Consider the following 12,719-nt stretch of genomic DNA (forward strand, 5'->3'; position numbering starts at 1 on the left):
GGAGGGCTATTTTTTTGTGTGTGGCGCTAGCGCTTTTCTTTTCTATTGACTCCCTTTTGGACATTCAGTACACTTAATGTTGATGTGTCAAAAGGGGGAATTTTCAATGCAAATGAGCATTGTTGTCTTAATTATCTCGATGTTATTGTTTCTAGTGTTATTTTTTGGAATAGGATTTATCCTTAATATGCTTTTAAGAATGTCTTGGATTATGGCAATTATTTATCCAATTGTCGCGATTTTAATTGTTGATAAAGTACGTTTTATTGAATATTTTACGAATAGTAAAACTGCCTTCGGACAACTCGGGCACCGGTTCAGTTCACTTGCAACTGCTGACATCTTAATTTTAGTCAGCGGGCTGGCTGGTGCTATTGTCTCAGGCATTGTCATAAAGCTTTTAAGAAAAAATGGATACCAGATGTTCTAAGACTTTTTACCATGGTAAGGAGTCTTTTTTATTTACTTCTTGAATAATTCTTTTCCCCATGGGAAATGAATATTTTTTGAGGAGTGAAAAATTTTGATGACTATTTTAAAAAGTTGGGCTAAGCGCTTTGTGATGACAACTCTTTTCTTATTGGCGCTTTTAGTAACCTATCAATCCCTTTCCGGAGTGAATGCCCAAACAGTATTAAATTTTGTTGATCCGTTTATTTCGTCCAGTAAAACGGCAGCAGCAACAGTCCCAACGCTAGAAGAAGCCATTGATTGGTCTAAATATCCGAAGAAAACGGTTATTGCCACGGGTTACACTGCAGGGTTTGAGTCAACAGGAAAATATCAAGGGCATCCTGAATATGGAATTACTTATTCGGGTGTGAAAGTGAAACGGGATTTATATTCAACCATTGCAGCAGATTTAAATGTTTTTCCAGTAGGGACCATTTTATTTATCCCCGGCTATGGCTATGGCGTAGTAGCAGATAAAGGCGGGGCAATAAAGGGAAATGAGTTGGACCTGTATTTTAATACCGTTAAAGATGTTTATAACCAATGGGGCAAAAAGAAATTGGATATTTATGTTGTTCAAAAAGGAAATGGAAGTCTTTCTGAACAAGAATTAACCACATTAAATGAAAAAAAGTCGATGCAAGTATTCAGGCAGCAATATATTCATTCCGAGAAAAGATAAAAGCAGGCAGCCGCCTGTTTTTTCTATTTTCCAGCCTCTAGTCAAGGCGCTTTTGCTTTTCCTATTGTTTTCGATTCTCGAAAGAATTTTTCTTTTTCGTTATAATAAAGTTATAAAGATACTAAGGGGGAAAAGTCATGTTTGAAATGAAAACAGAATTTAATGAATCAAATGAACATGAAGGTTTGGTCATCGGTCTTTTTGAGCGGCCGGAAAAATTTACGGGTCTACTGGCAAGGCTTGATGAATTATTCGACGGACAGCTTAAAGAGCTTGTGAAGTCTGGAGAGATTACCGCTAAGTTTAAAAGTATTAATAAAATACATACTCTTGGAAAAATGGGTGTAAAACGAATTTGGTTTGTTGGTCTGGGTAAAGAAAAAGAACTATCCTTTGAAAAAGCGCGGGAAGTGTTCGGGAAACTTTTTAAGCAGATAAAAGCACAAAAACAGGAAGAATTAGCTATTGTTATGGAAACGTTTACAACGGAGGGGTTGACAGCGCTGGATGCTGCTCATGCAGCCGGTGAAGCATTGGCACTAGCGACGTATGAGTTTAAAGGCTACAAACAGAAGTCAAATGAACCGGAGAAGAGTCTGGAAAATCTAACAATCTATTGTGGCTCCAATGATTTTGAAGAACTAAAAGCATCGTTAACAGTAGGGTATGCGTTTGGAAAAGGAACTAATTCAGCCCGTACACTTGTGAACACACCAGGAAATTTGCTAACAGCTTCAGATATGGCTGATTATGCAAAGCAACTTGCCGCTAAGTATGACTTTGAAGTGGAAGTCTTAGAAAAGGCGGAAATTGAAAAGCTGGGGATGGGTGCGTTTTTAGCAGTAAATCAGGGGTCAACAGAGCCACCGAAAATGATCGTTCTTAAATATCAAGGAAAAGAAGACTGGAATGATGTTATTGGTCTTGTCGGCAAAGGGATTACCTTTGATACCGGAGGATATTCCATTAAAACCAAAACAGGGATTGTTGGCATGAAATCAGACATGGGCGGTGCGGCATCTGTGTTAGGAGCAATGGAGATTATTGGGGAAATAAAACCAGAACAAAATGTTGTCGCTGTTATTCCGTCTACTGACAACATGATCAGTGGATCGGCCTTTAAGCCTGATGATGTGATTACTTCGATGAGCGGTAAGACGATAGAGGTACTAAATACGGATGCTGAAGGTCGTTTAGTCCTAGCGGATGCTATTACATATGCCAAGCACCACGGTGCTGAATACCTTGTGGATATTGCAACCTTAACAGGGGGTGTGATTACTGCACTTGGTCTTCATACAACGGGTGCCATGACCAATCATGACTCTCTATATGAGCAGGTTTTAGAGGCATCAAAGGAATCCGGAGAACGGATTTGGCAATTGCCGCTGTTTGATACTGAAAAAGAAAGAGTACGAAACAGTAAAGTGGCTGATTTAAATAATTCACCTGGAAGTGAAGGTCATGCCCTTGTTGCAGGTGCGTTTATCGGAGAATTTGCGGAAGAAACACCATGGGTACATTTAGATATTGCAGGGACCGCAACTACCTCTAGGGAATATGACCTTGGACCTGCAGGTGCAACGGGTGTTATGACCAGGACACTCGCTCTATTTGTTGAGCGTTTCGAGCCAATTGAAAAATAACTTCATCCTTCAAGCCATCTTGGGTTTTTTATGTATTTGCCCACTCAAAAACCTATCTGTTCGCATATGAAATAGTGTAGGCAAGTATATACGAAAGGGAGGTATGATGGCATGTACCCTTATCGATATCCCTATCCCGTTCAAGATCAAAGATTTATCGGGTTGGGCTGGCCGTTGGCGATAGGTGGACTTGGCTTTTTAGGAGGATTATTAGGTGGAGGAATAGGCGGGTTTGCAGGAGCAGCATTAGGAAGTCGTCCGCCATGGGGCTATCCCGGATTCGGCTATCCAGGCATGGGTTACCCTGGATTTGGTTATCCAGGCATGGGCTACCCAGGATATTATTAAACAGAGTAAAAACAGCTCCAAGGGCTGTTTTTACACTTTTTAGAAGAGCAATTTTACATTACATAAAATAAATCTCTAGAGGAGAGGTAAAAATGGTTAAAAACACATTATTAGAAGCATTAGGGATTGAAATAACCCATTTAGAGGCAGGTAAAGTAATTGCAACGATGCCGGTGGATGAGCGTACGAAGCAGCCCGTTGGTTTACTGCATGGCGGGGCGTCTGTGGCGCTGGCAGAAACGGTTGCCAGCCTAGGTGCATATGAATTGGTTGACAAAGCGACACAAGGGGTTGTAGGTCTGGAAATAAATGCAAACCATGTACGGTCTGCCAGAGAGGGTATTGTGACAGCAGTTGCAACCGTTCTGCACCAAGGAAAAACAACAATGGTATGGGATATTAAAATCCACGATGAAAAGGAACGGCTTATTTGCGTATCCAGATGCACAATGGCGGTCATTTCCTTAAAAAAATAAAGTCACCAAAAGGATGAGTTCTTCATCCTTTTTTCTTTGGGTGATTTGTAGGAAAATTTAAAAAAATCACGACCATTTCATGTTATAATAGAAAATAATAAAAAATTTCTTATATGTACAATTTTTTGTACAGGTTTCTCTATATAATGTAGTAAGAAATTTGTTAGAAAAGGTGGTGAAAAAGGATGGGAAAGCGGCATTGTTTATTTATTGATTTTGAATTTACCATGCCAGAAAGAAATGTCCGTATGAAGGAGTTTTATCCTGAAATTATTGAGGTTGGTATTGTTTCAGTAATAGATGATCAAATCGTTGATCAGTTTTCATCTTATGTGACCCCGCTTAAATTTCCTACGCTTTCAGATCGCTGTAAATCATTTCTACATATTTCTCAGGATCAGGTAAACAAAGGGATTACTTTTTTTGAATTAATTCGAAAAATGGAGGAGTTCAATCAAGGGTATGAAATGACCATTGTTACTTGGGGAAATATGGACATGAAGGTGTTGCGCCATAATTGTCTTGCAGCCGGAATTCTGTTTCCATTTCATGCAGTCGAGTTAGATCTATCCATGGAGTATAAACGATTTTTTGGTGATCAAAACCAAACGGGTCTTTGGAAGGCGGTTCAAGAGTATGGCAAGGAAGGGACAGGCAGACACCATCGTGCACTTGATGATGCACTGACTACTTATAATATATTCAAGCTTGTTGAAAAGGATAAACGTTACTTGGAAAAACCTAAACCAACGACGATTGGGGACCGGGTTGATTTTTCAAAACTATTAAATGAATTTGCATAAAAGGCCAAATCATTCAAATTGATTTGGCCTTTTATGTTATTTATTTAAAATAATCCTTTTCTAATGAATCTATCATTTTTAAGCTCATTTCTGCCCATTCTGAGGGATTTTCATTTAACTCTTTTTTCATTACATTAATGGCCTCTTTTAAAGAAGTTTGATACTCTGGGACTTCATCTTCAAAATGCTTGACCATTTGCTTCGGAATATTCGCCTGCTCTCTGAAGGCGAGTGCGCGTCTTTCGTGAAAAACAAGTACATCTGCACTCTTCGGATTATGTAGGTCGCCTTGCATCGGATGTTTCTTAACCGCCAATACCCTTACTAAATAATGTTGCGGCCGTTCCTCTGTTATTTCACCAATATATTTGCCTGTTTTATAGATCGCTGTAACACGATCGCCAATTTTAAATTCCGCCAAAATAAGCCCTCCCTGCTCCTTCATATCTTTCATTTTAAAAGAATTAAAAACAAAGTGCAAAAATAGTAAATTTCGGTTAAATTAAAAAAATGGAGGGATGATAATGAAAAAGAGCATAAGAATATGGACTGCATTGCTTATCATCATGTTTGTACTATCCGGATGCGGGACAAGCAATGACAAGCATGAATCTAAATCTACAGGCAGTACATCAAGCACGGAACAAAAGGAAGGGGACAAAAAAGTGTCAAACGCCGTCTATCCTCAGCTAACAAAGGAAGTCTCTGAAAAGGAAAGATTAGTCGAAATGGAAACTTCAATGGGAAATATTAAAATAAAATTATTCCCGGAATACGCTCCAAAAGCGGTTGAAAATTTTGTGAAGCACAGTGAGAAAGGCTATTATGATGGTCTGATTTTTCATCGTGTAATTAAGAATTTCATGATACAAGGCGGAGACCCGAACGGAAATGGAACGGGAGGAGAAAGCATCTATGGTGCACCGTTTGAAGATGAATTTTCGAATAATCTCTTTAATCTTCGCGGTGCATTGTCAATGGCTAACTCAGGTCCGAATACGAATGGAAGCCAATTCTTTATCGTACAAAAATCTGATCTTGATCCATCCATGAAGGAGCAAATGGAAAAGATAGAGTATCCGAAGGAAATCATTGCGGCCTATGAGAAAAATGGTGGAACTCCATGGCTAGATCACCGTCACACAGTGTTTGGACAAGTCATTGAAGGAATGGATATTGTGGATAAAATTGCTGATACGCCTGTCGATGGAAAAGATAAACCAAAGAAAGATGTAGTAATTAAAAAAATTAATGTCCTAAAATAACACATGACTATAAACTTGGTTGAAGCAATTTTTATTGCTATAATGATATGAATGGATTTCCTTGATGAAAGGGAGAAGAAAATGTTTCAACCACACATCTTGTCGTTATTTTTATATTTTCCGCAAGATAAATCAGAATATATTCCCGCTGTCATCACGTTTCTCATCTTCTTTATTGGAGCTGTTTTTGCAATGAAATATGTCATTGCTATTTCCAAACGTGAAGCCAAAAAGTCAAAAGAGTTAGAAGATCGAATCATGAATCAGCATAATCAAAAGGAACAGTGAATCAGGCTGTTCCTTTTTCATTTATGAATAGCCCCTAGACACATTGGAGATACTATTTACAAAATGTCTATTGTGGAGGTATTAGATGAAGAAATATTGGCTGATCCTTCCTTTGCTTTTACTTGCAGGATGTACCGAAGAAAATCCTAAAAAGATTGATGTTCAAATGTTTAATCCGGTTGGTGATTCCCTTGGGAAAATTACCTTGTCTGAACAAGCAAGCGGAGTAAAGATGGAAGTAAATTTAACTGGATTAACACCAGGCGTTCATGCGATACATATTCACGATACTGGAAAATGCGAGGCTCCTGACTTTAAATCGGCGGGAGGTCATTTTAACCCAGAAAATAAAAAACATGGACTGCTGAATCCAAATGGCGCACATGCCGGGGACATGCCCAATTTAATTGTTGGAGATGACGGGTCAGTAAAAGCAGAGCTAATGGCACCAAATGTCTCTCTAAAGGATGGAAAAAAATCTTTATTTACTAAAAAGGGCACTTCCATTGTCGTACATGCGGGAAAAGACGACGGCATGACACAGCCGGCTGGGGACTCAGGAAAACGAGTGGCTTGCGGTGAAATTACAAAAGACAAGAAGCAAAAGGGTCAAGGTTCTCAAGATGAAAAATAATAAGTAAAGTTTGGCTTTCTCCTGCCTTGGAGAGGCCTTTTTTCATACCTATTGATTACTAAAACTTGATTTCTGTTCTCACTTTACTGAAAATAAAAGTCGGAGTTTATAAAGAAATTTAGGAGTGCACAGCCATGCGGAATAAATTATATTATCAAGACCCGTACATTCAGGCTTTTTCATCTGCCGTTTTAAAGCAAGAAAGCGATGACTCTGGAAACTGGTATGTTGTTCTAAAGGAAACGGCTTTTTATCCAACTGGTGGCGGTCAGCCGCATGATACCGGAACAATCGGTGGAAAAGCTGTCATAAATGTAGAAGAAATCGAAGGGGAGGTTCGTCATTATCTTGAAGAGCCTTTAAAGGAAACGGATAAAGAAATACAGGGAGCAATCAATTGGACACGCAGATTTGATCATATGCAGCAACATTCTGGGCAGCATATTTTATCAGCTGCGTTTGACCAATTGTTTCATTATCAAACCGTGGGCTTCCATTTAGGGAAGGAGTCGGTGACGATTGATTTAGAAACGGATACTTTAACGGAGGAAGAGGCCAATAGAGCTGAGGAACTAGCCAACCAAGTGATCTTAGAGAATCGGCAAATCGAGGTAAAATGGGTGACGGAAGAAGAATTATCCTTTTACCGGCTGCGTAAAGCAACAAAAGTAAAAGAAGATATTCGCCTTGTGATTATTCCCGAATTTGATTACAATGCATGCGGCGGGACCCACCCGAATACAACGGGAGAAGTACGAGCTATCAAAATACTTGATTGGGAAAGGCAGAAGAAAAAAGTCCGCGTTCAATTTGTTTGTGGGAATCGTGTTCTTCAGCAGCTGCACGAAAAGAATAAAATTTTGATGGATCTAACTCGGCTCTTAAATGCTCCTGAGAAAGAAATGGGACAGGCTGTAATACGGCTTCTTGAAACTGGAAAAAGCCTTGAGAAATCAATTGAACAGGCCCAGGATCAGCTCTTACATTATGAGGCTAGGGAAATGCTTATAAAATATAAAGATCAAACCATCGGCGAAGTTTTTCAAAACCGTACGATTCAAGAGCTACAAAAGCTGGCGCGTTTGATTACAACCGAAAATGGAGATTCACTTGTCTACCTGTTGTCCGAAAATGAAAACCGCTTGCAAATCGTATGTGCAAGAGGTCTTGCCAGGTCGGAAAATATGAAAACAGTTATTGGAAAAGCTCTTGCCCTTATTAACGGAAAAGGCGGCGGCAATGACTCCTTTGCCCAGGGCGGTGGGGAAATGAAAATCTCAGGTGAACAAATGCTGCAACACCTAGTTAATTCCTAATTAAAATTTAAAAAAAGGCAAATGTTAATAAGTAGGAGGACAAAGAAGAATTTCGATAGAATTTTTTGCATAAAAGTTGTTTGAAATAAATTTTCTATTATAATTAGGGGTAAATGAAATTTTTTTCAACTACTGAAGGGATGAGTTTAATTTGAGGACACAACAAGTAGGAGTAGTTGGCGTTGGGGTTATGGGAAGAAGCCTGGCGCTGAATTTTGAAAGTAAAGGTTTTGCTGTCTCTATTTATGATTTATCTACTGAGAAAGTATATGAAATACTTCAAAATAACCAAGGGAAAAACCTATTCGGTACAACAGACATAAAAGAGTTTATTCAATCACTTGAAATTCCCCGCAAAATCTTATTAATGGTAAATGCCGGGGCGATTACCGATAAAGCGATCGAGTCTATCTTACCTTATCTGGATAAAGGTGATATCCTCATTGATGGTGGAAATAGCTTTTTCAAGGATACCATTCGTAGAAATTCCGAACTTGCCGAAAAAGGAATACTGTTTATTGGCGCAGGCGTTTCCGGCGGAGAAGAAGGGGCGCTTAAAGGTCCAGCAATTATGCCAAGCGGTCAAAAAGAAGCATATGATGAGGTAGGACCGCTTTTAACGGCTATTTCTGCAAAAGTAAACGGGGATCCATGCTGTACATATATTGGGCCAAACGGGGCTGGGCATTACGTTAAGATGGTTCATAATGGTATTGAATATAGCGATATGCAGCTTATATGTGAGTCCTACCATCTCTTGAAAGAGTTGCTTGGGTTATCTGCAGAGGAACTCCATGAAGTATTTAAGGAATGGAACGAAGGAGAACTGGACAGTTATTTAATTGAAATCACGGCGGACATTTTTTCGAAAAAGGATCCTGAAACAGGGAAGCCGCTTGTTGAAGTTATTTTGGATACTGCTGGTCAAAAGGGAACGGGAAAGTGGACAAGTCAAAGTGCGCTTGATTTGGGAGTACCGCTTTCGATTATCACGGAATCTGTTTTTTCACGATTCCTTTCTGCGTTGAAACAGGAACGTGTTAAAGCGAGCAAGATTTTAAACGGTCCTGCCAAATTTAATTTTACCGGGGATAAGAAACAATTTATTGAATTGATTCGAAAATCATTATATTTGAGTAAAATTGTTTCCTATGCACAAGGATTTGCCCAATATAGGGTGGCTTCTGATGAGTATGGCTGGGATTTAAAGCCAGGAGAAATTGCGATGATTTTCCGTGGCGGATGTATCATTCGTGCAGCATTCCTGCAAAATATCAAAGAGGCATATGACCGTAATCCGAATTTGGAGAACCTTTTATTGGATTCATATTTCCAATCCATCGTCGCTGATTATCAGGATGCAGCGAGAGAGGTCGTTTCCGTTGCTATTAAGGCAGGTATACCGGTTCCGGGGCTATCTAGTGCCATTGCTTATTATGACAGCTATCGCTCTGAGGTTCTTCCAGCGAACCTGCTCCAAGCACAGCGGGATTATTTTGGTGCTCATACCTATCAGAGAGTGGATAAAGAAGGCACCTTCCATACGGAATGGCTTGCAAAATAGAATGGACAAAGCCAGGCAGATTTTATTAATTTGCCTGGCTTTTTATTAGGGAGAAAAAAACGTATACTAAAACTATCAAATGGGGGTGAGATCAATGGGAATTTTTGATGGAATAATGGGGAATGCATCTGAAGTAACCCCTGCCGAATTACAAAGGGAATATGCGAAAGTCCTTGCATCAAATGAAAAAATTGAAAAAGCGTATAAATTAATTCGAGATTTATTTATTTTTACAAATAAACGCCTGATATTAGTGGATAAACAAGGGTTAACGGGGAAAAAGACCGAATATCATTCCATTCCGTATAAAAGTATTACACATTTTAGTATTGAAACAGCAGGTAATTTTGATTTAGATGCTGAATTAAAAATATGGATTTCCGGAAATGCGCTGCCTCTGCAAAAACAATTTAATAAGAACTTAAATATTTATGAACTTCAAAGCGTTTTGGCGGAATATGTACTTAAATAGGGGAATTTAGGTGATAGGAATATGGAGAATAGTCAGCTTCAAACGAATTTAAAATTTGTCGATTTATTAAATGAATGGGATCCTTTTCAATTAAAAGAAGGCAACTATGATACAGAGATTGCTGATACGATTCAGGCGATTCATGAATTGGAGGATCTGTCCGAACTTGCGGAAAAAATTCAAAGCATTTACGAGTTTTCTTTTGAACAGGTTATTCCCATCAACCTCTGTCTTGAAATTGCTGAGAAACTGTTACTCATTAAAAACAATGACTCATGCTCAATTTAAATAAAAAAAAGAGGACATCCCGGAAAGGGTGTCCACTTCAAAAAGGGGGAATACTAGAAAGCCTTATAGAATAAGGTTTTCCAGTTTCCTTTTTTTTATACATAAAATGGAGAAAAAATAAAAAAAGCGGCATATGCCGCGCTATATCATATACTCAAATGGTTCTACAATCCTTGATCAATGGTAGAGGATTGTGTATGAAACGCTTGGTCTAATAGCTCTGATGCAGGAATATCTAATACGGTTGATAGCTTTAAAATCGTCTGTCTGCTTGGAACTTGCTCTCCGGATTCGTATTTTTCAATCGTAGATAATCCTACTCTAACCTTTTGCGCCAATTCTTGCTGTGTCATATTTTGCATTTCACGACAGTTTTTAATTATTTGGCCGATTGATCTCATACTATTCACCTCTCCTAGAAAAATTTAATTTTATATATATTTTATCATACTATATCAATAATGCCGATGGTGAATTTGAACATTGTGTTAATTTTTAAAATATTTCTAGCAATTTTTAATGTCTTTTGATTTAATGCCATAATTGTGATATAATTTTTTATTGCATATATTGGGATATAAATAAATTTTGATTTAGGAGTGTTTTCATGTCGGAAAAAATCGAAACAGGCAGTATATTAACAGGTAAGGTAACAGGAATTCAGCCTTATGGTGCATTCGTTGCGCTAGGGGAAAATACACAAGGTCTTGTGCATATTTCTGAAATTACACACGGCTATGTAAAGGATATTAATGACCATCTTAAAGTTGGCGATGAAGTAAAAGTAAAAGTTTTATCTGTAGATGAGGAAGCAGGTAAAATTGGTTTATCGATTCGAGCTACCGAAGAAGCTCCTGCTCAGCAGGCTGCAAAGCCAGTCAAAAAGCCTCGCAAGCGCCAAGCAGCTGCAATTGTTCCAGATGCTGAGGGAATGCAAGGATTTAATACACTAAAAGATAAGCTTCAAGAATGGATTGACCAATCACAGCGCGAAGAAATAAAAAAATAATAACCAAAAAGCCCGGATGTTTAGAGTTCTTATAACATCTGGGCTTTTTTATTAACAAAATCTAGTAAAAATCTTTTATGATTTTGGGTCATTCTTTTTTCTCCGCTCGGCTACAATAATATTAGTACATATTTCATCATTGAAATGGAGGAAAGCTTTATGGCAGCAGAAATAAATACAAATAAATTAATTGAACAAACAGAGAAATATGGTGCCCATAATTATCATCCGCTTCCAATTGTCATTTCTCGTGCAGAAGGAGTATGGGTGGAGGACCCTGAAGGCACTAAATACATGGATATGCTTAGTGCCTATTCTGCCGTTAACCAAGGACATCGTCATCCAAAGATTATTCAATCTCTAAAGGATCAGGCAGACCGAGTTACCCTAACATCAAGGGCCTTTCACAACGATCAGTTAGGGCCTTGGTATGAAAAAATTTGTAACTTAACAAAAAAAGAAATGGCTTTACCTATGAATACAGGAGCAGAAGCGGTTGAAACAGCCTTTAAAGCAGCACGCCGATGGGGTTATGACGTGAAAGGAATTCCGGAAAATCAGGCAGAGATTATAGGTTGCAATGGAAATTTCCATGGCAGAACGATGACGGCTGTTTCTTTGTCATCTGACCCCGAGTACCAAAGAGGTTTTGGTCCAATGCTTCCGGGGATAAAGCTAGTCCCATATGGTGATTTAGAGGCATTGAAAGCAGCGATTACCCCAAATACTGCGGCCTTTTTAATTGAACCGATTCAGGGAGAGGCTGGAATTGTCATCCCACCGGAAGGCTATATAAAAGCTGCATTTGATCTATGTAAACAAAATAACATTCTCTTTATTGCCGATGAGATTCAGGCTGGCCTGGCACGTACCGGGAAAATGTTTGCATGTGAATGGGAAAATATTGAACCGGATGTATATATATTAGGTAAAGCATTAGGCGGGGGGGTAATGCCGATTTCATGTGTTTGTGCCAATAAAGATATATTGGGTGTGTTTAATCCTGGGTCCCACGGTTCAACCTTTGGGGGAAATCCACTTGCTTGTGCTGTTTCTATTGCTGCGCTTGATGTATTGGTCGATGAAAGGCTTGCTGAAAAATCCCAAGAGCTTGGCGAGTATTTTATTAGTAAGTTAAAAGAAATAAACAATCCAAAAATTAAAGAAGTCCGCGGACGCGGGTTGTTTATTGGGGTGGAATTAACTGAACCTGCACGTAAATATTGCGAAGAATTAAAGGAGCAAGGACTGCTTTGTAAAGAAACGCATGATACAGTCATTCGATTTGCACCACCGCTTGTGATTACGAAAGAAGAATTAGATTGGGCAATAGAAAGAATTCAAAAGGTGTTGGGTTAAAAAGAAAAATCCTTGCTAAAATAATGTGTACCCTTTGTAAAGGACATTTTAAAAAAAGGTCAGGCAACTTGAAGAAGATGATCTCTGTATTGAACAGGGGTCATCTTTTTTAGGTT

The 12,719-nt window shown here is 38.7% G+C and carries 17 protein-coding genes; 15 read left to right on the forward strand and 2 right to left on the reverse strand.

The genetic code is table 11. The features are described 5' to 3' along the window. The first annotated feature begins 106 nt into the window (after nucleotides 1-106). From M028_RS0123740 to kapD, 6 genes are all read left to right on the forward strand, one after another. On the forward strand, nucleotides 107-430 hold the full coding sequence (locus M028_RS0123740; RefSeq protein WP_026576068.1) for a YuiB family protein: 324 nt from the start codon (nucleotides 107-109) through the stop codon (nucleotides 428-430). A 96-nt stretch (nucleotides 431-526) separates the two neighbouring features. Beyond that, nucleotides 527-1,135 carry a 3D domain-containing protein gene (locus M028_RS0123745; protein WP_026576069.1) on the forward strand — a complete coding sequence of 203 codons (609 nt, stop codon included), beginning with the start codon at nucleotides 527-529 and terminating at the stop codon, nucleotides 1,133-1,135. Nucleotides 1,136-1,272: 137 nt separating this feature from the next. Beyond that, a complete protein-coding gene (locus tag M028_RS0123750) occupies nucleotides 1,273-2,781 on the forward strand; it encodes a leucyl aminopeptidase (RefSeq protein WP_026576070.1) in 1,509 nt (502 codons plus the stop codon). A gap of 111 nt (nucleotides 2,782-2,892) precedes the next feature. Further along, nucleotides 2,893-3,129 carry a hypothetical protein gene (locus M028_RS30955; RefSeq protein WP_035424560.1) on the forward strand — a complete coding sequence of 79 codons (237 nt, stop codon included), beginning with the start codon at nucleotides 2,893-2,895 and terminating at the stop codon, nucleotides 3,127-3,129. A gap of 92 nt (nucleotides 3,130-3,221) precedes the next feature. Further along, nucleotides 3,222-3,605, forward strand: coding sequence for a hotdog fold thioesterase (locus M028_RS0123760; protein ID WP_051591221.1), 384 nt, complete (start codon nucleotides 3,222-3,224; stop codon nucleotides 3,603-3,605). Nucleotides 3,606-3,790: 185 nt separating this feature from the next. Then, complete coding sequence (gene kapD / locus M028_RS0123765; protein WP_026576072.1) at nucleotides 3,791-4,408, forward strand: 3'-5' exonuclease KapD; 618 nt, start codon at nucleotides 3,791-3,793, stop codon at nucleotides 4,406-4,408. A gap of 40 nt (nucleotides 4,409-4,448) precedes the next feature. On the opposite strand, the gene M028_RS0123770 is transcribed toward kapD, so the two are convergent. Next, a complete protein-coding gene (locus tag M028_RS0123770) occupies nucleotides 4,449-4,829 on the reverse strand; it encodes a kinase-associated lipoprotein B (RefSeq protein ID WP_026576073.1) in 381 nt (126 codons plus the stop codon). A 103-nt stretch (nucleotides 4,830-4,932) separates the two neighbouring features. Between M028_RS0123770 and M028_RS0123775 the strand changes: the two genes are divergently transcribed. The 7 genes from M028_RS0123775 to M028_RS0123805 all read left to right on the forward strand — a co-directional run bounded on the left by M028_RS0123775 (nucleotide 4,933) and on the right by M028_RS0123805 (nucleotide 10,235). Next, the gene (locus tag M028_RS0123775) at nucleotides 4,933-5,673 is read left to right on the forward strand and encodes a peptidylprolyl isomerase (protein ID WP_026576074.1); all 741 of its coding nucleotides are present in this window, start codon (nucleotides 4,933-4,935) and stop codon (nucleotides 5,671-5,673) included. A gap of 81 nt (nucleotides 5,674-5,754) precedes the next feature. Further along, on the forward strand, nucleotides 5,755-5,961 hold the full coding sequence (locus M028_RS0123780) for a hypothetical protein (protein WP_026576075.1): 207 nt from the start codon (nucleotides 5,755-5,757) through the stop codon (nucleotides 5,959-5,961). An 85-nt stretch (nucleotides 5,962-6,046) separates the two neighbouring features. Continuing rightward, nucleotides 6,047-6,595 carry a superoxide dismutase family protein gene (locus M028_RS0123785; RefSeq protein WP_026576076.1) on the forward strand — a complete coding sequence of 183 codons (549 nt, stop codon included), beginning with the start codon at nucleotides 6,047-6,049 and terminating at the stop codon, nucleotides 6,593-6,595. A gap of 134 nt (nucleotides 6,596-6,729) precedes the next feature. Then, entirely contained in the window at nucleotides 6,730-7,911 is a 1,182-nt protein-coding gene (locus tag M028_RS0123790) for a serine-tRNA(Ala) deacylase AlaX (protein ID WP_026576077.1), read from the forward strand. Between the two features lie 151 nt (nucleotides 7,912-8,062). Next, nucleotides 8,063-9,475, forward strand: coding sequence for an NADP-dependent phosphogluconate dehydrogenase (gene gndA / locus M028_RS0123795; protein ID WP_026576078.1), 1,413 nt, complete (start codon nucleotides 8,063-8,065; stop codon nucleotides 9,473-9,475). Nucleotides 9,476-9,569: 94 nt separating this feature from the next. After that, nucleotides 9,570-9,947 carry a PH domain-containing protein gene (locus M028_RS0123800; RefSeq protein WP_026576079.1) on the forward strand — a complete coding sequence of 126 codons (378 nt, stop codon included), beginning with the start codon at nucleotides 9,570-9,572 and terminating at the stop codon, nucleotides 9,945-9,947. 21 nt (nucleotides 9,948-9,968) lie between these two features. After that, complete coding sequence (locus M028_RS0123805) at nucleotides 9,969-10,235, forward strand: DUF1871 family protein (protein WP_026576080.1); 267 nt, start codon at nucleotides 9,969-9,971, stop codon at nucleotides 10,233-10,235. Nucleotides 10,236-10,399: 164 nt separating this feature from the next. Here the strand turns inward: M028_RS0123805 and M028_RS0123810 are convergent, their stop codons facing one another. Continuing rightward, a complete protein-coding gene (locus tag M028_RS0123810; protein WP_026576081.1) occupies nucleotides 10,400-10,636 on the reverse strand; it encodes a helix-turn-helix domain-containing protein in 237 nt (78 codons plus the stop codon). A 206-nt stretch (nucleotides 10,637-10,842) separates the two neighbouring features. Here M028_RS0123810 and yugI point away from each other — a divergent pair, with 206 nt between their 5' ends. Both yugI and M028_RS0123820 read left to right on the forward strand, forming a co-directional pair. Further along, nucleotides 10,843-11,244, forward strand: coding sequence for a S1 domain-containing post-transcriptional regulator GSP13 (gene yugI / locus M028_RS0123815; RefSeq protein WP_026576082.1), 402 nt, complete (start codon nucleotides 10,843-10,845; stop codon nucleotides 11,242-11,244). A 159-nt stretch (nucleotides 11,245-11,403) separates the two neighbouring features. Further along, on the forward strand, nucleotides 11,404-12,603 hold the full coding sequence (locus tag M028_RS0123820; RefSeq protein WP_026576083.1) for an ornithine--oxo-acid transaminase: 1,200 nt from the start codon (nucleotides 11,404-11,406) through the stop codon (nucleotides 12,601-12,603). The last annotated feature ends 116 nt before the right edge of the window (nucleotides 12,604-12,719 follow it).

Origin of the sequence: Bacillus sp. UNC438CL73TsuS30, assembly GCF_000482325.1 — a bacterium.
In the GTDB taxonomy this organism is placed as follows: Bacteria; Bacillota; Bacilli; order Bacillales; family Cytobacillaceae; genus Neobacillus.